The organism is Microcoleus sp. Z1_B2 (assembly GCF_036700325.1).
In the GTDB taxonomy this organism is placed as follows: Bacteria; Cyanobacteriota; Cyanobacteriia; order Cyanobacteriales; family Microcoleaceae; genus Microcoleus.
In genome coordinates this window covers 1-19,895 of record NZ_JAUBOQ010000048.1, presented here as the reverse complement: position 1 = coordinate 19,895, position 19,895 = coordinate 1, and the positions used below count along the sequence as shown (strand labels likewise).

Here is a 19,895-nt window from a genome sequence, read left to right as displayed (position 1 = left end):
CGTGCGCTATTTGGTATTGTACTTGTTAGTGATATTAACCTATCGGGAGTGAAAACCACTGTATCATCAAGAAAATCCGTAAAAATTCACATTTTGCACCACGATAAAAAAGCTGTAGGGGCTGGTTCGCCAACAATATATAACGATAACCAACAATCTAAATAAACCCGCCCAACCCCACCAATCGCCCACATCAACCAGAAATTTGCATCGAATATTACTATGTGGATGATGATTGTTCGTTGGGTGGGGCGGGTTTTCGAGATTGTTTGTTTTTGGCGATTATGGTTGGCGAACCCGCCCCTACAGCATTTAGGATGATACAATTCCCAGTCAAAGGCAAATGATATTATTTCTCTTTCTCAAAAAAGGGCGATCGCCAGTTTTCTCGACTCTGAAGCCTTGGGCTTTGCCGACAGTAAGCCAGGGCGCGGTGAGTAGTTGTGGATCGAAACTGTAGAGAACGCATCTGCTATACAATAACAGCAAAATCTATATTTCCCGCAAAAGGGAGCTAGGAGAAAATTATGGCTTTTCCCCAGGATTGGAGAAGTTGGGAAACACAAATAGCCCGACTGATTGGTCAAGCATGGTTGGACGAAGCTTTATATAATCGGCTACTCAACGAGCCCGCAGCCACGCTGCGAGACAATGGGTTAATTTTGGAAGATTTCGTAGAAGTCCAAGTAAATCAGGCTCCCGATGCAGTTCCCGTCCTTCGAGGTACTGAAGGGGAGACAGTGATTTACGAAATGCCCCTGCCTCCCAAACCCGATAATCTGACAGACGCAGAGATTAGCCGTTGGCTTGAGGGACGGTCTGAAAGATTCCCAGGCGGAATTATTCGGCTCAGTTGCTAAAGTCCCTTTAGCTTCCCCCAAGCTGCATCGGTAGCTTGCCAGTTTTTTAGCCCCGCTTGTTACTCGCAGCGGGGCCGCTTCAGAAGAGTTGGTGTTTCCGCAGTTGACAAGCGGATGAGGCTGTTGTACTGTATCGGCATTAATTGCCAGAACAAGATTAGGTTGATCTAACAGAGGAATATAATTATGTCAGTTTTGCAACAAGATTTGACGGCGAGCGAACAGGAAATGTCAAAGGCGATCGCCCTGGCTTGGTTAAGTAGAACTCTCTAGTCACAGCGGGGTCTCTCGATGAGAATTAGCTTTTCGGGCGATCGACTATATTTTATGTATAAGTTTAATTTTTTAAGATATGGAAACCGTAGGTATCGATAAAGATTGAGTGAGGAGGCGATCGTACAAATTGTTGATAAAACGAACGAATTGTGGTTTTCTGTTGCTAGTATTTGGGAAATAGGTATCAAAGTTGCGATCGAGATACAGCATATTCCATGTATATATGGTACACACAATCTTGTCGTAGGTAAGGTGCGTCGCCACCAGTCAATCTACAAGTTCCATTTAACTTCTCACAGCGACGCACCCTACAGAAACTTAAGCTTTTAGTCCGGCAGTCCTCTCGCTCACCCGGCAGTCCGCCAGGGGTTGAAACCCCTGTCTCATAGCGAAAGTCCTCTGAAAGAGGACTGAAGAACTGATTAGATCGGGTTCGGGTAACTGCTGATAATATTATGTCCGGTCGATCGCTAGTAATACAAACCTAACTTATTGTAATTGTGCGATCGGACATGATATTAGTCCTCTTTGAGAGGACTTTCGCTATGAGGCAGGGGTTAAAACCCCTGCCGGACTGTCGGTTGTATGTTAAGATCATTTGTTAATAATTATCAAGTATCTCAGCGAACTCGCCCCGGCTTTGATATTATCCTAAAATCTATTCAAAAATTATATTAAACACCATTCAGGATGCTCTACCAACCAAAGTTTAAAAATTGCTTCACCGTCGAAATCATCAAATCGGTAGGAGTATTCCTGATCTCCGAGTCAGATTCCTTCGTCCTCTCAGGCCACCTTTACGAACTATTAACCCCCTTAATCGACGGCCACAATACCTCCGATGAAATCGTCGCCAAACTGCGAAATCAAGCCTCACCCGCAGAAATTTACTATACCCTAGCCCTGCTAGAAAAACAAGGCCACCTCATCGAAAACGACACATCCCTCCCCGAAGAAACCGCCGCCTTTTACACTCTCTTAAACATCTCCCCCCAGCAAGCCGCATCCCGCTTGCAATCCCTGAAAGTTGCCGTCATTTCCTACAGCCAAATCCCAGCAGAAACTTGCATTAGCGCCCTAGAAACCCTCGGTATTCAAGTCTCAACCACCGCAGATATCACCCTAATCATAGCCGACGATTACCTGCAACCAGAACTGGGAGAATTCAACCAAAAATCCCTTCAAACAGGCCAACCTTGGCTACTCGTCAAACCTACAAGTTCCACAATTGCGATCGGCCCGATTTTCCACCCCGAAACCACCGCCTGCTGGGAATGTCTCGCCCAACGCCTGAGAGCAAATCGCCCCACCCAAAGCTTCATCCAGCGTCAAAATAACTACTCAAAACCCTTATTAAATCCCCCATCTTACCTACCTTCCACCTTACAAATGGGTTTAAATTTAGCCGCCACAGAACTAGCAAAATGGATTGTCCAAGGCGAAAATAAAAATTTAGAAAATACAATAATTACCTTTGACACCAAAACCCTCAAAACCACCAATCACACCATAACTAAACGCCCCCAATGCCCCGAATGCGGTCTACTTCCGCCCCAAGAAATCCAGCCCTTTGTCCTCCAAAGCCAGAAAAAAACCTTTACCGCCGATGGCGGACATCGCGGCTTTTCCCCAACCGAAACCCTGCAAAAATTTGACAGCCAAATCAGTCCCATAACCGGAGTTGTGCGCGGTTTACTCAAAGTTCCCCAAACAGCCAATGCTTTAACACCGAACTACTTAGCCGGCCACAATTTCGCTACGATGTTCGATGACTTGTACTTCCTCAAAGAAAACTTACGGGGCAGAAGTGCCGGCAAAGGCAAAACCGACGAACAAGCCAAAGCCAGCGCCTTGGGAGAAGCCATTGAGAGATATTCCGGCGTATTTCAAGGCGACGAAATTCGACAAAAAGGCAGCTATCAAACAATGGGAGAAACCGCAATTCACCCCAATGATTGCATGGGTTTTAGTGAAGTACAATATAGCACTCGCCACGACTGGAATAGAACCTGTAAAAGCTTCTTTCAAAGAGTCCCCGAACCCTTCGATGCCGGCAGAGAAATTGACTGGACACCAATTTGGTCATTAACTCATCAACGAGTCAAATATTTACCCACAGCTTACTGTTATTACGGCTATCCCAAACCCGAAAAACCCGACTGTTGGGCGGACTCCAACGGTGCCGCCGCCGGCAATACCAAAGAAGAGGCAATTTTGCAAGGGTTTATGGAATTAGTGGAGCGAGATAGCGTTGCTTTGTGGTGGTACAATCGGGTTAAAGTCCCCGCTGTTGATTTAGATAGCTTTCACGATTCCTACATTCAAGAACTCAGAAACTATTATCAAAGTATAGACCGCACTCTGTGGGTTTTAGACCTCACCAACGATTTTAACATCCCCGTTTTTGCCGCCCTTTCTCACCGCATCGACAGAGAAATCGAAGATATTATTTTTGGTTTTGGCGCACATTTTGACCCCCAAATTGCCCTGTCTCGCGCCTTAACAGAAGTCAATCAATCTTTACCCGCAGTATTAACTTTTAACAGCGATGGTAGCACAAATTACGGAGTTTCCGACGGCCTCACCGTTGAGTGGTACAAAACCGCCACCCTAGAAAATAAATCTTATTTAACGCCCGATACTTCCCAACCTTTAAAATTACTATCTGACTATCCCCACTTAGCCAGCGATGATTTAAAAGCAGACGTTGAAAAGTGCGTAAAAATAGCTGAAACATTAGGCTTAGAAACCTTTGTTTTAGATCAAACCAGGCCCGACATTGGCTTAAATGTCGTCAAAGTTATAGTACCAGGAATGCGGCACTTTTGGAAACGCTTAGCAGCAGGGCGACTTTATGACATTCCCGTGAAATTAGGCTGGCTAGATGCACCCATCCCCGAACACCAAATCAACCCATTCCCGATATTCTTTTAAGCTTAATTATGAGTGAAACCATCCCCCAAATCATCCTAACTTTTAAGCCAGAAATTTCTATAATTGAGGATGCCGAAAAAGGCTTAATTTTAAAAGCCCCCTACATCGACTTTAACCTCAACAAACTCTCTCCCGGAATTGTCGCCGCGATTAAAGTTATTTCTACCGCAGGCGCAACCGAAACAGCCCTAACTCAACTGGTAGTTTCTACCGATGGCAGTTCCGCCCTCGCTAAATTCTACTACTACCTAGAACAATTTGTCATCCTGGGTTTAGTTTACCATACCTTAGAAATAGACGGCAGTGCGATCGCTACAGCCGTCCCCATAGCCACACCCTATAAATGGCAATTATCAGACACAATTATTGATAATAACTATCAACTTTCACGCTTTGCCTATTGCCACTCAGAAAAATCACATCTTGTGGTAGAATCGCCCCTTTCCAAAGCGAAAATTATCCTCGAAGATTGGCGCAGTGCAGCTTTAATCAACGAAGTCTCGCAACCTAAAGCCATCTCGGATTTAACCAAAATTCCGGGGATTTCTGAACCCACTGCCCGATTATTTATCAGCTTTTTGTTAGCGACTGAAGTGCTATCATCTGTTAACAAGAATAGCAGCTTAGAACAAAGTGAAACTCTAACTCAATGGGAATTTCACGATTTATTATTTCACTCCCGCAGTCGCGGCGGCCGCCATTCTAATCTCATTGGCAAAACCTTTCGATTTTTAGGAGAAATCGAACCCACACCCGTACTCAAAGCCAAACCTTCCAACGAGATTATCAATCTTTATAAACCTGACATCGACAGTTTGAAACAAACAGATACACCGTTTACAGCAATTTTAGAATCAAGAAAGACAATCCGGCAACATGGAGAAAAACCGATTACTGTTGAACAATTAGGAGAATTCCTCTATCGTTCCGCGAGATTGCGCGAGATTGTCCCCAGAGATAACATGGATTGCAGCAATAGACCTTATCCAACCGGAGGCGCTTGCTACGATTTAGAGATTTATACTGCTATCAATTCCTGTGAAAATATTGAGGCTGGCTTGTATTATTATGCACCCGAAGAACACCAACTTTGTAAAATTTCTGGGAAAACAAAGCAGGTAGAAGCATTGCTAAAAAGTGCAGGATTGTCAGTACAGATAGAGGTAGAACCACAGATTTTAATTCTGCTATCCTCTCGGTTTTCGAGAGTAACTTGGGGCTATGAATCAATGGCCTATAGTCTAATATTAAAGCACGTTGGGATTTTGTATCAAACGATGTATTTAGTGGCAACAGCAATGAATCTGGCGCCGTCGGGAGTGGGCGGGGGAAATTCCGAGTTATTTGCAGCAGCGGCAGGATGCGATTATTTTGCCGAATCTTCGGTGGGAGAGTTTATTTTGGGGAGTCGGTGATTAGTTTCCGTTGGTGTCAACTTAAGCTGTCAGTCCGCCCAGTTCTTTCGTCCGCCCGTCAGTCCGCCAGGGAATGAATTCCCTGTCTAATAGCGAAAGTCCTCTCAAAGAGGACTAATAGACATCTCCAAAAAAGCGAGTTTTGAACAGGCAAGATGCCTGTTTCACAAGAAATATAGTCGAGGTAGAATGAGTTTTTCAGTCCTGTTCAGAGGACTTTAGCTATTAGCCAGGGACTTAAGTCCCTGGCGGTCTGGGAAACAGTAAAATGAATTTTACGACCCCAAATCATAATTGGGTGGCAACCATTCAGGCCGACTAAACTTAAAGTTTTCTTCTAACATTAATTCTGCACTATTTAGCGCTCCTTGCACCCATCCTTGCATATTTGAATAGGCTTCGCCGCAGACATAAACATTAGCAGCATGAATCGGATGCCGCATCTGTTTCATCACTTCCCAGGGCTGACAGCGGGGGTTCCAAGAGTGCCATCCTCCCCCGTAGGGATCTTTTTGCCAGTCGATATAAAGGGCGGTATAAGGTTCTGGAATATCTGCTAAATTGTGTAGGGCTTTGAGTTGTTGCTGGGCCGTCCGTACCATATCCTGAGAAGGAACTAAGGGGTCTGTGGTAATAGAACCATCACTTTTCAGAAAAGCTCTCAATTCCAGTTTTTCGCCTCGTTCTCCGCGAAAAGCTGGACGTTTTTCTGGGTTATCTGGATTATAGGCCATCGTTCGCCAAAAACCCGCAGCAATATTATCAGGAAACAGACTTAATAATAGGGAGTTGTGATTGTTTGGATCGCCCCCTTGGGCGCTTTCTGTACCGAAGTAGTAACACTTTTACATCGGCAAATCTGTAGCCGAAGTACCACCATGAATATCTAGTTCGTGCCACCAAGGAGTATGATAGCCGAGGAAAAGTTTGTAAGCGGGATCGCCGCTAACAGTTTGGATATTTTCCTGAAAAGTTGAATTGCTAAATAGGAAATTCTGCTGGTTTTCTACGGCCAACAGTTCTAGCGATCGCTTCGGCATTGCTAAAATCCGATGTTCGCGAACACGAGGCATTCAAGCAGTTGATAAGTTAATAGCTGTAATTCTAGGCTGCGTGACCACAAATTATTTCAAATTTATCACTGATGACTAATAAAAGTCACGCGCCGAAAAATTACGCTATCTACATTCGATCTATCAATTCATCAGAAGTCACACAAAGTCTTGTGCTGTCTCGATTACTTTTGCCAATATTACACTTTTTGCAAAGAGTTTGTAGATTACTCATATCGTTAGAACCACCTTTTGAACGGGGGATAATGTGGTCAACTTCCAATAAAACTCCATCTTCCCGTGCCGATCTACCACAGCTAAGACATTTCCATTTATCTCTAGCAAGTACAGCCCACCATTTACCTGCTCTCACAAAAGAATAACTGTCTAGTTCAGGCATTTTTGAAGAATCGAAATCTTCTTCCTCGCTTTCTTCTGTTTCTATGTCATTTTCGGTATTTTTAAAAGCGAGATAAAATTCTTTGAATTGCTCAAGCCTATTTTCAAGCTGAGGTTCTCGTCCTTCACCAATAAAAATAAATGATTCTGCTAAAGCATATAAGAGGATGAATGCAATAATTAGTTCAGACAATCCTCGCCCTGGACTGACAGGAAAGTAGTATTTTGGTGATATCAACCTTATAGCTTCTGACCCTACTTCTTCAGGCACAATTGCCTGATGAAGAGGCAGAACTTCAAATTCAGGATTATACGTCGTATGTGAAATACGTGCTACCGATAATAGTGGCATTAAAACCTCGCTATACTTAGCGACGAGTTGGGAAATTCTTGCCACGTAAGCATCATCTACGCCTTGACGAAATGGCATTAGCTCAGCATGAATTGTTCCACTAGGAAATACCTTAAACGTCAGATAAGTGGGATGATGAAAGAATGGCTGTCCATTTCTCTTGAGAATTTTGAGCGGTTTGTCACCCCGTTTTGCAATAATTCCAATATGAACAAAGCCATAGTCTTTGTTCTCCTTTGCTTTATCTCGATGACTTGGAGAGTAGGCAAAAGTCATTCTCTCGTATGGATTCACATCGTAGACTTGCGCCACAACATCAAGGGTATAACGCAGTAACTTTTCTAGCCGAGGGAAGAAATAATTTTGCAGTGTTGAAAGCCTGGTTTTAGTGTCAGGGATATTGAAAATTTGAGTATCCCTCTCTACAAAAATTACTTCATTAATATTGTGACTATCTGGCACGTTTTTGACTCCATGTATTTCACGAGCTATTCAATCACACCGATCGATATCTGGCTAGTTTGCTGTATTCCTAACTTGTGGTGTGAAATCCAATGTGACTTTTCCTTCGTACCTAAAATTGATAGAGATTGCTGTTTTATTAGACTAAGCAAGCCAAATATTTATTATAGCGAAATTTTTCGTATAGTCAACTCCTAAGTCACAAAAAGCCGAAACTTAGAATTAGATTTACAAGTTGATACAGTACGGCCCAAAAGAAGTCGTTCTATGCCAACTGTTCTCACACGAGAGGAAGTTATAGCAATTATTCATCATTTATCGGGGTCATTAACTGCTCGTAAAATTACTTTCACGATTAGATAGTTGACATGACCCCGACGGATAGTATGCGCTAGCTCAAGATTGTGGCATTTACTGGCGCGAAACGGATGACTAATTACAAATACTTCTGCAACAACAAACCCATTTTCTCCTTAGTTGAGGCCGGCACTTGATCCAGCCGAGTCAGAATTGCATATTTCAACGCAGAATGTGCATCAGAAACAGGTGGATTTTCTGTTAGTCTACGGACTGTTTCTTGAATGACTTTTTGAGCATTCTCTGCATTTCGGTGCAAATTTGCTATTACCATTTCTACTGTTACGCTGTCGTGTTCGGTATGCCAGCAGTCGTAGTCTGTGACTAATGCTAAAGTTGCGTAGGCAATTTCAGCTTCTCTAGCTAATTTTGCTTCCGGCAAATTTGTCATCCCAATGACTGTGGCATCCCAACTGCGGTAAAGGTTTGATTCTGCTTTTGTGGAAAATGCGGGGCCTTCCATGCAGACGTAAGTGCCGCCCCGGTGGAGGTTAACGTCGGGGAGGTTCAAGGATTCGATCGCACTTGCTAACACTTTAGCCAATTCGCCGCAAACCGGATCGCCGAATGTGATGTGACCGACTATTCCTTCTCCAAAAAAGGTAGAAACTCGATTTTTTGTGCGATCGATAAACTGATCCGGCACTACCATATCTAAAGGTTTCGCCTCTGTTTTCAGGGAACCAACCGCCGACGCTGAGATTAAATACTCAACTCCCAAACTCTTCATTGCATAAATATTTGCGCGATACGGCACTTCTGATGGCAAAAAAGTGTGGTTGCGGCCGTGTCTAGCCAAAAATGCTACCGGCGTACCGTCCAATGTTCCCACAATTGCGGCATCCGATGGCGATCCAAAAGGTGTATCAATTTTCACCTCTTCAATATCCTTGAGGGCCTCCATTTTATACAAACCGCTGCCGCCGATAATTCCGATTTTTGCTTGTGCCATTTTTACCCTCTGCTTGAGTTTTACCACAGTGATTCTATCGGGCCAGAGTTAAGTTGACGTAAAGATAATTAAAGATTTCGTGACAAAAGTCACCCTGCATACACTATTTTGTCACTAAAATTATGTGATCTTAATCACTAAGTAGCTTCACAAAATCTTTAAAAATAAAGATACACAGTTCTGTTATCAACTTTTAGCGTGTGAAGACCATGACAGTCAGCTCTGCTAACCTCCCCAAAATCTCGATCGAGGCGATCGTCGATCGCATCTTTGCTTTCCGTCAAATTACCCCCCTTGACAGACGGCTGCTGAAATCAGCAATGCTAGCCCAGAAAGGTCTGAACGAAAAAGACCAGTGTCACATCAACCGAGTTTGTCAGGGCATCCAAAACGGCTTGATTTTAGTTGTAGAATAAATTTGCAGCACTATCTCTTGCGAGCTCAACAAGCTGTTTGAAAATTTGTGTCTGAGTCTGTATCTGCTAAAACTGCGTTCGAGCGCTGTTTTACTATTTTTCGGCGAGCGATTTATCAACATCACAAATAATATTATTTACATCTTATCGATCGAGATTCAACAGCCAAAAGCCTGTATAAGTCATGCCACTATCATCGGGCTGGACTAACAAAAAATGTAATCCTTTACTTAATTGCTTGCGCTGTTGGTAAATTTGGGCCGCGGCTTTCACCTCGCTATCTTCAAAAGTAGCCACAACCCACCTATCTACTAACCCAGCTTCCAATATCAATCCGTCTGGTTCTCCAGCAATATAATTCAAAGCAAAAGGTTTGGCATCTTGAAGCCATCTAGCCAAGCGCATAGACTGGCGTCCACCGTCAATAACAACTCCCGGTACGGGTACTGTTGAGGCCAAGCCCAAATTCAGCGGTAACAGTAATTCTGGCATTTCCAAAATTGGCAAGGGACGCCCTTGGAAAGCATCTTCAATGTCGCCGGCGGGTAGGGAAGCAAAACGCCAGCCATCGCCCCAGAGGTTTTCGGGTAAGGGTACGGGCGGCGGCGAGTCAAGGGCGATCGCACTGTAAGTTTCACCTGTATAATTAGGCATACTCAAATATTCTTTTGCGCGTTGTTGCAGCAGCAATTTGAGAGCAGCAGTGCGGCGAGTCGCTTCCACCTTGACACCCAAAACTTTGCCCGCAGCCTCAATTAAGCCCAGAGACTGAGGCCTAAATACTTGAATTAAATCTGGCAAATTCTGGGTTTGAGCTTGCTGCTGCAACTGCGAGGCTAGCCAATTAGAATTTGCGTCCCCCTGGCTGCAAACAGCGCTAAATTGAAAACTGCCTTCCGATTCGCAAATTAAGAGTTCCCACAGTGGTTTACCAGTTTCGTCTTGGAGAGGGCGGCGGTAAAAATCGGCTTGCCAAATACGCATAAATAATTAAAATTCAAAATCTACAACTCGATCATTTTAATATAGCTTGGGGACAATCCGATACAATACCGAAATCTGAAAAAAAACTTCTAGCTATATATTCTCAGTTCATAGTTGAGTTTTATTTCTACTAACACCAGTTAAAAATAATGCAACTGTAGGTCCGCGATCCCAACCGTGACAGTCATCAGTCATCCCCTATTTTCTCATCTAAAATCTAAAATCTAAAATGGTATAAAGGCTCCCTTAGCCATTTTCCATTAGGATCGCGAATTAAATAACTTATAATTTTAATTGTTATTGTGGGATGGGCGTCCCGCCCGTCATGAGTGGACGGGCGGGACGCCCATCCCACTTTCAAGAGTGGAAGTTATTTAATTCTCATTCCTTAGCAATTACCCCTTCCCAAATTTATTTAAGATAGCGAACCAAATACATATCCAACTCCCCTTTATTTTTAGCATAAATTTTGCCTCGGTATTCGCATTCAAAAAAATCTCTAACTAATTCAAACGTGTCGTGAGAGATATTGATATTTCCAGGGACACCGGAAGATTCCATCCGAGATGCAGTATTAACTGTATCTCCCCAGACATCATAGGAAAACTTTTTATTGCCAATTACCCCAGCCAGTATTGGGCCTGAATGAATGCCAATGCGGATATCCCAATAAGCAATGTTTTGTTGAGATTTCTGTATTTTTCGCAAATCCATGAACTGTCGAATTTCTAGGGCAGCAAGTACAGCGTCAAAAGCGTGTGTTGGGCGAGGCGTAGGAATTCCGGCCGCGCACATATAGCTGTCACCAATAGTCTTCAGTTTTTCCATAGAGTATTTATCCATCACGCGATCGAAATAAGAAAAACAATAGTCTAGTTCGTCAACTAATTCTCGCGGCGTCATTTTTTCAGATAACTGAGTAAAGCCTTTAAAGTCAGTAAATAAAACCGATACGTTATCATAATAAAGTGGTTCCACTTTGCCGTTATTTTTGAGTTCCTCAGCAATCTCAACCGGGAGCACATTCAACAGTAGCCGATCGGATTTGTGCTTTTCGGCATCGAGTTCGGAATACAGCCTATTTATTTCTTTAAAACGTTCAGCATTGCGGATGGCTGAGGATAGTTGCAAAGCCAAAAGATAGCCAATTCGCAAGTCTTCTTGAGTGTAAGCTCGCGGCTTGGTTGTGGCAAAATTAATGGTTCCTAAAACCTTACCTTCGCTTTCCAAAGGAAGGATTATTTGCGAAGCGTAGGGGGATAAAATAGCAGTAGCACCCGCTTCTTGAATTAATTGAGGTTGACGTGTGTTGAAGGCCTTGTGAATAGGGCCGCCCTCTGGGAGGGCTGCAATATCTACAGGAATATGCGGGCCAAATAAAGTCATGCAAGCATTAGTGCTGTGCAGGCAAACGCTACAGTGTTCAAAGTCGAGCAACCATTTGGCTTGCTTGCCTACTACCCGCAAAATCTGGCCCAGATCGAGGGTGCGGTTAATGGCTGTGGCAACTTCGTTAACGGCGGAAATGCGGATGGAAAGGGCTTGAGCTTCTGCTAACAAACGGCGGGCTGTCAACAGAAGTTCTTCTCGATCTTGATCTTCTAGCCGATCGCCCATAATAGGGGTATACAATGTAGATTACAAAGCATCTATTTCCAGGGCTATTGCATCCGTATATCGGTTGACAAAGCTAAACAAGTCTGCTGTCGCAATAATCTCAAATATTTCAGAATCATCTAGCCCTAAATCCCGCAGGTTTTGGTAATCAGTTTCTGTCACTTCCAGGGGTTTTGTAGCAGCGAGCAAGCCAAAGGTAATTACGGCTTTATCACGTTTTGGCAAAGGGCAATTGGCAAAGTCAGAAACTAGGGTTCGCAGTAGTTCTTCGCTCATCCCCAAGGCTGACAATCCGTGCAGGTGAACTTGGAGAGCGTACTCGCTATTATTTGATTGGGAAATAGCGACGCCGACCATTTCTTTAAGCGTGCGGGGTAAGTCTCCTTGCAGAATGGTTCCCCGGAATTTTTTCCAATTTGCTTCTAATATGTCAGGGTTGATTGCCATTGACTTGAACAGGTTGGGGACGATGCCAAACCCCAATTCTGTCAAGATTTCTTCGTACACTGCTTTGGCTTTAGGATCTGTAAGTTGCTCGTATTCTATAAGTGGAAAGTGTGTCATTTTTTTGTTGAATTTTACGGCAATTAACTGGGTGATAATTTACGTTTTTGTTATGTAATGCTACTCAAAGGTCGATCTTACGACAGATATTGGCTTGAGTCGGATTGATAATAAAATGCACCGCTGTCAAAAAACCGCGAATCATGAAAATGAGCTAGCAACAAATCGGATTTTTGAGGCTGGATTAAACCTGTAATTATAGCAGTAACAGGCTCCCATAAAATTCTGTTGCGATCGGGTTTTACGACTAATTTTAGATGTTTCCAATGGTTGTTGTCAAGGATCGGCAATTCATCGGGCGCGACGGCGTGAAATCTTACCACAACTCTTGAATTAGAGATGGCTGTTCGGTTCGCTAATTTTTAGGTAAAAAACACTGTTCGATCTCACATCTTGCACCATTGTCAAGAACAGGCTTTTCGGCCTGTTCCACAAAGAGTGAATTTTCTTGTGGAACAGGCCGAAAAGCCTGTTCCTAAAAAGCTTATTGAGAATGGTGCAACATCTCAGTTCGATCGAACTCCACAAATGGCCGCAATCTTATACTCCGGCGCGCACAGGGGAAGAAATAAAACGCTGTGCGATCGACTTTATTGAATTAATCAGACGCTCGATCGACAACCCATGCCCCAGATCAGCTAGGCTAACGCCGGCGACTGGAGTTATCATGGGTAAACTGTAAACTTCTATCATTGTCGCTGCATTTGCTATGAACCCTGCCCTGACTCAATTTGGCGCTCAGATGTCCCACCTCACGGGAGTTCGGGCAATTATGAAAGATATTATTGAAACACTCCGAGCCGGCAGCGGGCAGGAGTTTATCAATTTGAGCGCCGGAAATCCGGTGATTTTGCCGGAAGTCGAGCAGTTGTGGCGCGACTGCACTGCGGAACTTTTGGCGAGCCCGGAATACGGCGAGGTGGTTTGTCGCTACGGTTCCAGTCAAGGTTATCAGCCCTTTATCAATGCGGTGTTGGCGGATTTTAATCAGCGTTACGGACTGAATTTGACCGATCGCAATATCCTAATTACTCCCGGAAGTCAATCGATTTACTTCTACGCAGCCAACGCTTTCGGCGGCTACACCGCACCCCCCCCATCCCCCCCTTACCAAGGGGGGGCTAGGGGGGGTAGCCTTAAAAATATCGTGCTACCGCTGAGCCCAGACTACACCGGTTACGGCGGCGTGAGCTTGATTCCCGAAGCGGTAGTCGCCTGCAAACCTACCCTCGATATTGATGCGGCCGCCCACAGGTTCAAGTACCGCCCGGATTTCAGCCAATTGTCGATCGACCAAACCACCGGTTGCGTCATTTTTTCCCGTCCCTGCAACCCCACCGGCAACGTTCTCAGCGACGACGAAGTGAAGAAAATTGCCGATTTAGCGGCCGCTTTTGACGCGCCGGTGTTCGTTGATTCCGCCTACGGCCCTCCGTTCCCGTCCTTGAATTTTACCGAAATGACGCCGATTTTTGGCGGCAATATCGTGCACTGTATGAGTTTGTCGAAAGCCGGATTGCCGGGTGAAAGAATCGGAATTGCGATCGGCGATGAAAAAATCATTCAAATATTAGAATGTTTTCAGACCAATATGTGCATTCATTCGCCGAGATACGGACAGGCGATCGCAACTCGTGCTATTGCTTCCGGCGCTCTTGCCGATATTTCCATCAACGTAATTCGCCCGTACTATCAAAGCAAATTTGCGATCGTAGAAAGCACTCTAGAACAAGCAATGCCGAAAGATTTACCGTGGTTTTTGCACCGAGGCGAAGGAGCAATTTTCGCATGGTTGTGGCTGAAAGATTTGCCAATGACTGATTGGGAACTGTATCAAGAGTTGAAGAAAGTCGGCGTAATTGTGGTGCCAGGAAGTTCTTTTTTCCCCGGTTTGCGGGAAGATTGGCAGCACAAACATGAGTGTATACGCATCAGTTTGACTGCAACAAATGATGAGATTGAAACTGCCATGAAACGCTTGGCTCAAATGGTAGAAAAGCTTTATCAGTCTTGATTTCTGATACCAAATCCGGCGAAATCCACCCCCTTTATGATGCGGCGGTTGAAACCGCTGTCGAGAGTCAAACAAAGTCCGAGTCCGATCGAGTGACCGCGATTAAAAGGGCGGGTTTTTGAGATTGTCAATTATTGACAGATATTTTTCGTGAACCCGCCTCTACCGTATTAGGGGTAATCGACCGGACATAATATCAAAAGCGATTTCAATCGCCGACTCTGATCGAGGAGTTTTTAACAATTAAACTACCCGATAAACAAAACTCAGAGTTGCCCAAACATTCACATCCAAAGCCAAATCATCCGTCGATAGCCCCACTTTCTGTACCCCCGGAATGCTAGCGGCGTGCAAATCTTCGAGTACCGCCCGCGCCACATTTAAAGGATTCAACAGCACTCGAATTGGCTGGGCATCCCTCGTTTGCTGGATCTCGGCTTCTATTGCAGCTAGAGTTCGATCGAAGGTAGTCTCACTAAATATAATCACGATTTCCGCAAGTCCGATCGGCGCAGATACCGGCCACCCGATCGTCCCAGCCGCCGGCACGGTCAAATTCTCCCCCGGAGCGATCGGCCGCGACATTCCCCCCACAGCGTCTTTGCCCTCAGCGCCCAGCACAGACAGCCGTCCCCCGCTGTCCGAGCCAAACACCGCAAAGTAAACCGGGCGATCGCTGTCGTTATACAATCTGCACTGAATTCGGCTGCTGTTGCTCACACTTAATATATGATCGCGGGCGGATTTCTCACTTTCTCCGCTCAGCGGTTCCAGCCGATAATCACCGCCGGCCCGCACCGGCTCTCGCTGCGCCACAGCCCGCGCTTGCGGTGCGGTAGTTGCCAGAACCGCCCGCACCTTCAGGCGCGAAGACCCCTCATTGGCTGTCAGCCGCAGCAACTTCCCAGCGTGCAGCGCTTTCAACTGCGGAGTCAAGCGCTGCACCGCCACCTTAACTGCTTCTCCCCCGTCGCCCTCAGTATCGGGAATCAGCGTTTGAGCCAAAGAAAACAAACCGTAACGGCTGGGATACAAAGCAGGCTCGTGAGCCGAAGAAGTTTCGGCTAAAGTCGTTTCCGGGACTCTGCCGAACCGACAGTCAGCCAATTGCTCGCTGGCTACCGCCGAAACTTGCGGCACAGTCGCAAAGGCGCTGGTAGCGTCCACCCGCTCGATGCGTTCCAAACCCGAGTCCAAAGCTACTGTCAAACCGATGTTTCGCGGCAAAACCCGAATTTCTTCCCTCACCACTTCGCCGACTGTTAATTGGCCGTCTGTTTGAGCAGACCCATCTAAAACTTGGGCTTTAGCAGAGAGGCCCGTGCGTCCCCGCAGCAACAGCCTCGCGCCCTCGGAAGAATCCACAGCAAACACAGAACCCCCGGAGCACTCCAAAACCGAGGGCGACAACCCCCCCAGCCACAACTGCACAGTTTTGCCCCCCTCTTCCACCGCCGTCACAGCGCCGTCAGATGCAGGGGAATTGAAGATTAAATTTGAAAAATTCACCGCCGGCGCGATTGTTAAATCGTGATTGAGAATTTGCGGTTGCTGCGATAACCCCGCCAGCTTGCTGTAAACATTGCCCGCAGCGCGACTGAAACTGACGCTGAAGCTGCTAGCGGGAGTTGCCCACCACAAAGTTTGGGTGAGGGCGTAGGTAAACAAACCTGCGGTAAATCCGTCCCACTCTTGTTCGGCGGCGAGTTGGGAATTCGCGCCTGCGGCAACTACGGCGGCGGCAGGACGAAGATTTTTGCGGGTTCGGAGGCCTTGGGCAAACGTTAATTCTGCGAGGCGAGGCTGGCCGATGGTGGGGCGGGGGCGGGAGCGAATGCGAAAGTTACCGTTTTTGGAGAAACCCGGATAGGGGTAGCTGGTGTCGAGGATGGCGATCGCATTTTCTGTCGCGAGCGATCGCATCAACAGCAACAGCGTTTCCTCTAAAATATCGTTCACCGCCCGGTTGGCTAACAACGGCAAAACATCATCCGCCGGCACCAAACTGTTTTGGATTTTTCCGGGAGACTCGCCCAAACTGACTCGGCTACCGCAGCCACTAAAGTGAAAAACTACCACGTCACCGGGTTTTGCTTGTTGAGTCAAGTGAGTCACAAAAGCCGTCTCGATATTCTCCCTCGTAGCTTGAGCGTCAGTCAAAGTCAAAATGTCCGACGGCACAAACCCAAACCGATATATCAGCAGTTCCCGCTGCATTTCCACATCCGTGACGCAGCCGTGCAGGGGCGAGTCTGGATATTTGTCAACGCCCACCAACAAAGCCAATTTCCTGGCTGTCGGTTGCGCTAAGGCTTGGAGGTAGCCATCGCCCAACTGCAGCCACAGGGCCTCGCTGATTCCGATGGCGGCCAGCACCCGGCCAGCTTGCTGCAAAAATTCCCGCCGCTTGAGTCCCATTTTTAAATAGCTTTGAATTTTAAGTTGTGACTTTTTAGTTAAATTCCCCGCAATAATTTTAGGGAATTTAATTAAGTTGTGAGTGTTTAGTATTAAGATAAGTTTTAAGTTTTAAGTTTTGAGCTTTAAGTTTAAAATTATAAAATTTTAACTCAAAACTCAAAATTCAAAACTCTTCAGAATGTCGCCCCCACCAAAGTTCAAGATTTAAATCTCGTAACTAAAAATATTCATTGCCTTGGCTAATTCAGCAGCGACTTCCGGCCGGGAAAACTGGGGCGGCGGCAATTTTCCAGCGCGCAGCATTTCCCGAACTTTGGTTCCCGACAAATGCACCCGTTGTTCGGGAGTGCTGGGGCTTGTTTTAGTTGTAGCCATTTGTTCCGTCAGTGTGCAATAGAAAGCGTGCTCGAATTTCATCGGCACAATTCCCAATTCTCCCGGCTCAAATTCGTCAAAAATATATTGGGCATCATAAGTCCCGTAATAATCGCCAACTCCAGCGTGATCGCGCCCCACGATAAAGTGAGTGCAGCCGTAGTTTTTGCGGATTAAAGCATGAAAAATTGCTTCTCGCGGCCCGGCGTAGCGCATCGCCGCCGGATTAATTGCCAAAATTACGCGATCTTTTGGATAGTATTTTTCTAGCAGAATTTCGTAGCAGCGCATCCGCACATCAGCCGGGATGTCGTCTTCTTTTGTCGTCCCGACTAGCGGGTGCAAGAACAAGCCGTCTACTGTTTCTAAGGCGCATTTTTGAATGTATTCGTGGGCCCGGTGGATGGGGTTTCGGGTTTGGAAACCGACTATGGTTTTCCATCCTTTTTCTGTGAACAGCATTCTCGATTTCGCCGGGTCAATTTGGTATTGGGGGAAGCGAACATCTAGTTCGCGTTCCAGCAGCCAAATGTCGCCTGCGAGGTTAACGGGCCCGGATTGGTCTACTACTTGGACACCTGGGTGTTTGATGTCGTCGGTGCGGTAGACGTTGATGGCTTCTTCTTCTTTACTGTAGTGATATTTTTCTGCAAGTTCCAAGATGCCGACAAACTCGCCCGCCTGGGTGTCGAGGCGCACTAAAGTTCCTGCTTTCAGGGGGGCGGCGACTTCTTCTGTTACCGAGAGGGTGATGGGAACCGACCACGGAAGGCCGTTGGAGAGGCGCATTTGTTTAACGACCGATCGATAATCAGCTTCGTTCATGAACCCTTTGAGGGGACTCAGGGCGCCGATAGCGATCATTTGCAGGTCGGAGATCGATCGATCCGACAACTGGACTCGCGGCAGGGACTCTGCTTTGTCGAAAAATTCTTGTCTTTGGTCTAGTGTGGCAATGCGGTTGACCAGGGTGCCGCCGTGAGGGGCAATGCGGTCTGAATGCTGGCTCATGTCGATTTGAAGTTGTGGGTTTTAGCTGCCAGAGTACATAGTATCAAGCGGTGGCTGCAATTCTACATTTTTTAATTGTTCTGGACTTGTGCACAACGCTGCTTTTGTGGCGCTGTAATTCTTTAACTGTAAACTCGCGCACTCAAAACTCTAAACTTTCGCCTCAAGTCTGGACTTGAAATTCTTCGGGATCTATTCCCCAATTTACCCAGCTAATCGCTTCTTTAGCGGAGCACACTTTTGGCGGCACTCGCAAAGCGTGAAGGTGTCCCGTACTCGGACAAGTCATCTTTAACAAATAAATTGGCTCTATGTCAATATTATTCTCAATTTTCAACAAAGTATATTCTTGGTAGGGGTAGCCCCCCGTGGCTACCCACTTATCCAATTCAGTTGCTTGCAATTCTTGACAAATTTTCGGATAGCCGATCGCCTGAATCAAAACTCGCCGCACTTCGGCATTCTGTTCTTTTAACAGCCATGAAGCTTGCCAAGATTGGGGCGGAATTTGACCGATTATTTCCGGCAGTCGGACGCCACGATAAGAGTATAGACTGAACTTGTCAGCAAATTCAACCGCTGGTTGACATAAAGCGTGGAGCAAATATTCGTTGTCAAAATGAAGTTGGATCGAGCGATCGCACACAAAGCACATTTTCTCAAACGGGTAAATCCAGCCGCAGTTTTCCATCTGAAATCTCCCGCCCAACTTCCTTGCTAATTTGACGTAAACTTCGTCTTTAACATGAAGGTGCAGTTGATTCATCAGTTGAGCGTACAGCGGATTATAGAGTTGGCTGTAAATCTTATTTTCTAATTTCCTGTCCAGTTGACTTCTTAATATATCGTACAATTCATTATGAATTTTGTTTCTGATTTCGCTGGCCATTCCCAGACCAGAATCGCGTATCCTTAGCGGTTCAACTGCTTGCAAAGCTATGTAAGGGCTGTCAATCGATTTTAGATTTTAGATTTTAGATTTTAGATTTTAGAGGCGATTCCACGGATAAATGCGGGGGCTTGAGGATTTTCGATTTTCGATTTTGGATTGATTCCCTTGTAGGCGGTGTTGATGGCCGCTGTCGCTTGGGGCGATCGATCGGTGCGATCGAAAGTCCAATTGCTCGCCACTGCTCGCGATAAATCGGAATTAGCGCTGTTTTTTCTGGAGTCATTGCGATTATTGGTACAGCTATATTAAATGAATTCCGGTTGTATTGGAATGATTAAACCGCAGAGGGCGCAGAGAATACAGAGAAACGGAAGAGACAGGTGAATCATTCCGATGCCAACGGATTTGATATTATTTGATTTTCGGTATTTTTTTTCGATCTTGCCTCTGGTAAAAAAAGATTATTAACGGGACTTAAACATAAAATACGATAAAAATAGGTTATAATGCTTACATAGCAAGCATATAACGTTAAAAAATGA

Annotated in this window: 19 protein-coding genes; 6 read left to right on the top strand and 13 right to left on the bottom strand. The window is 45.6% G+C overall.

The annotated features are described in order from the left end of the window. Nucleotides 1-527 precede the first annotated feature (527 nt). Nucleotides 528-860: a hypothetical protein gene (locus QT984_RS23830; protein ID WP_333053888.1), complete on the top strand. Its 333-nt coding sequence runs from the start codon at nucleotides 528-530 to the stop codon at nucleotides 858-860. A 345-nt stretch (nucleotides 861-1,205) separates the two neighbouring features. Here the strand turns inward: QT984_RS23830 and QT984_RS23825 are convergent, their stop codons facing one another. Beyond that, nucleotides 1,206-1,400: a hypothetical protein gene (locus tag QT984_RS23825; protein ID WP_333375112.1), complete on the bottom strand. Its 195-nt coding sequence runs from the start codon at nucleotides 1,398-1,400 to the stop codon at nucleotides 1,206-1,208. Between the two features lie 426 nt (nucleotides 1,401-1,826). Between QT984_RS23825 and QT984_RS23820 the strand changes: the two genes are divergently transcribed. Then, nucleotides 1,827-4,070: a TOMM precursor leader peptide-binding protein gene (locus QT984_RS23820; protein WP_333262959.1), complete on the top strand. Its 2,244-nt coding sequence runs from the start codon at nucleotides 1,827-1,829 to the stop codon at nucleotides 4,068-4,070. Nucleotides 4,071-4,078: 8 nt separating this feature from the next. Continuing rightward, the gene (locus QT984_RS23815) at nucleotides 4,079-5,485 is read left to right on the top strand and encodes a SagB family peptide dehydrogenase (RefSeq protein ID WP_333053886.1); all 1,407 of its coding nucleotides are present in this window, start codon (nucleotides 4,079-4,081) and stop codon (nucleotides 5,483-5,485) included. 275 nt (nucleotides 5,486-5,760) lie between these two features. On the opposite strand, the gene QT984_RS23810 is transcribed toward QT984_RS23815, so the two are convergent. From QT984_RS23810 to QT984_RS23795, 4 genes are all read right to left on the bottom strand, one after another. Next, entirely contained in the window at nucleotides 5,761-6,219 is a 459-nt protein-coding gene (locus QT984_RS23810; RefSeq protein ID WP_333053885.1) for an FAD-dependent oxidoreductase, read from the bottom strand. A gap of 111 nt (nucleotides 6,220-6,330) precedes the next feature. Beyond that, complete coding sequence (locus QT984_RS23805) at nucleotides 6,331-6,558, bottom strand: hypothetical protein (protein ID WP_333232772.1); 228 nt, start codon at nucleotides 6,556-6,558, stop codon at nucleotides 6,331-6,333. A gap of 109 nt (nucleotides 6,559-6,667) precedes the next feature. Beyond that, the gene (locus tag QT984_RS23800; protein ID WP_333262964.1) at nucleotides 6,668-7,750 is read right to left on the bottom strand and encodes an HNH endonuclease; all 1,083 of its coding nucleotides are present in this window, start codon (nucleotides 7,748-7,750) and stop codon (nucleotides 6,668-6,670) included. Nucleotides 7,751-8,186: 436 nt separating this feature from the next. Continuing rightward, the gene (locus QT984_RS23795) at nucleotides 8,187-9,059 is read right to left on the bottom strand and encodes an S-methyl-5'-thioadenosine phosphorylase (protein ID WP_333053880.1); all 873 of its coding nucleotides are present in this window, start codon (nucleotides 9,057-9,059) and stop codon (nucleotides 8,187-8,189) included. 209 nt (nucleotides 9,060-9,268) lie between these two features. Between QT984_RS23795 and QT984_RS23790 the strand changes: the two genes are divergently transcribed. Further along, nucleotides 9,269-9,475 carry a hypothetical protein gene (locus QT984_RS23790; RefSeq protein WP_333053879.1) on the top strand — a complete coding sequence of 69 codons (207 nt, stop codon included), beginning with the start codon at nucleotides 9,269-9,271 and terminating at the stop codon, nucleotides 9,473-9,475. A 144-nt stretch (nucleotides 9,476-9,619) separates the two neighbouring features. Here the strand turns inward: QT984_RS23790 and QT984_RS23785 are convergent, their stop codons facing one another. The 4 genes from QT984_RS23785 to QT984_RS23770 all read right to left on the bottom strand — a co-directional run bounded on the left by QT984_RS23785 (nucleotide 9,620) and on the right by QT984_RS23770 (nucleotide 12,963). After that, nucleotides 9,620-10,459: a Tab2/Atab2 family RNA-binding protein gene (locus QT984_RS23785; RefSeq protein WP_333053877.1), complete on the bottom strand. Its 840-nt coding sequence runs from the start codon at nucleotides 10,457-10,459 to the stop codon at nucleotides 9,620-9,622. A gap of 411 nt (nucleotides 10,460-10,870) precedes the next feature. Continuing rightward, on the bottom strand, nucleotides 10,871-12,076 hold the full coding sequence (locus tag QT984_RS23780; RefSeq protein WP_333375109.1) for an adenylate/guanylate cyclase domain-containing protein: 1,206 nt from the start codon (nucleotides 12,074-12,076) through the stop codon (nucleotides 10,871-10,873). Between the two features lie 21 nt (nucleotides 12,077-12,097). After that, nucleotides 12,098-12,640 (bottom strand): peroxidase-related enzyme, encoded by a 543-nt coding sequence (locus QT984_RS23775; protein WP_333263997.1) that lies wholly within the window; start codon nucleotides 12,638-12,640, stop codon nucleotides 12,098-12,100. A gap of 77 nt (nucleotides 12,641-12,717) precedes the next feature. Then, nucleotides 12,718-12,963, bottom strand: coding sequence for a hypothetical protein (locus QT984_RS23770; RefSeq protein ID WP_333264001.1), 246 nt, complete (start codon nucleotides 12,961-12,963; stop codon nucleotides 12,718-12,720). 170 nt (nucleotides 12,964-13,133) lie between these two features. On the opposite strand from QT984_RS23770, the gene QT984_RS23765 reads away from it, so the two are divergent. Next, entirely contained in the window at nucleotides 13,134-13,322 is a 189-nt protein-coding gene (locus QT984_RS23765; RefSeq protein WP_333272771.1) for a hypothetical protein, read from the top strand. A 27-nt stretch (nucleotides 13,323-13,349) separates the two neighbouring features. Further along, on the top strand, nucleotides 13,350-14,654 hold the full coding sequence (locus tag QT984_RS23760) for a valine--pyruvate transaminase (protein ID WP_333264007.1): 1,305 nt from the start codon (nucleotides 13,350-13,352) through the stop codon (nucleotides 14,652-14,654). A 243-nt stretch (nucleotides 14,655-14,897) separates the two neighbouring features. Here QT984_RS23760 and QT984_RS23755 read toward each other — a convergent pair whose 3' ends face one another. The 4 genes from QT984_RS23755 to QT984_RS29870 all read right to left on the bottom strand — a co-directional run bounded on the left by QT984_RS23755 (nucleotide 14,898) and on the right by QT984_RS29870 (nucleotide 19,636). Beyond that, nucleotides 14,898-17,072 carry a caspase family protein gene (locus QT984_RS23755; RefSeq protein WP_333233032.1) on the bottom strand — a complete coding sequence of 725 codons (2,175 nt, stop codon included), beginning with the start codon at nucleotides 17,070-17,072 and terminating at the stop codon, nucleotides 14,898-14,900. A 207-nt stretch (nucleotides 17,073-17,279) separates the two neighbouring features. After that, the gene (sat, locus tag QT984_RS23750; RefSeq protein WP_333375107.1) at nucleotides 17,280-18,461 is read right to left on the bottom strand and encodes a sulfate adenylyltransferase; all 1,182 of its coding nucleotides are present in this window, start codon (nucleotides 18,459-18,461) and stop codon (nucleotides 17,280-17,282) included. 163 nt (nucleotides 18,462-18,624) lie between these two features. Next, nucleotides 18,625-19,395: a DUF6745 domain-containing protein gene (locus tag QT984_RS23745; protein ID WP_333210284.1), complete on the bottom strand. Its 771-nt coding sequence runs from the start codon at nucleotides 19,393-19,395 to the stop codon at nucleotides 18,625-18,627. A gap of 40 nt (nucleotides 19,396-19,435) precedes the next feature. Continuing rightward, nucleotides 19,436-19,636: a hypothetical protein gene (locus QT984_RS29870; protein ID WP_445305861.1), complete on the bottom strand. Its 201-nt coding sequence runs from the start codon at nucleotides 19,634-19,636 to the stop codon at nucleotides 19,436-19,438. Nucleotides 19,637-19,895: the final 259 nt, after the last annotated feature.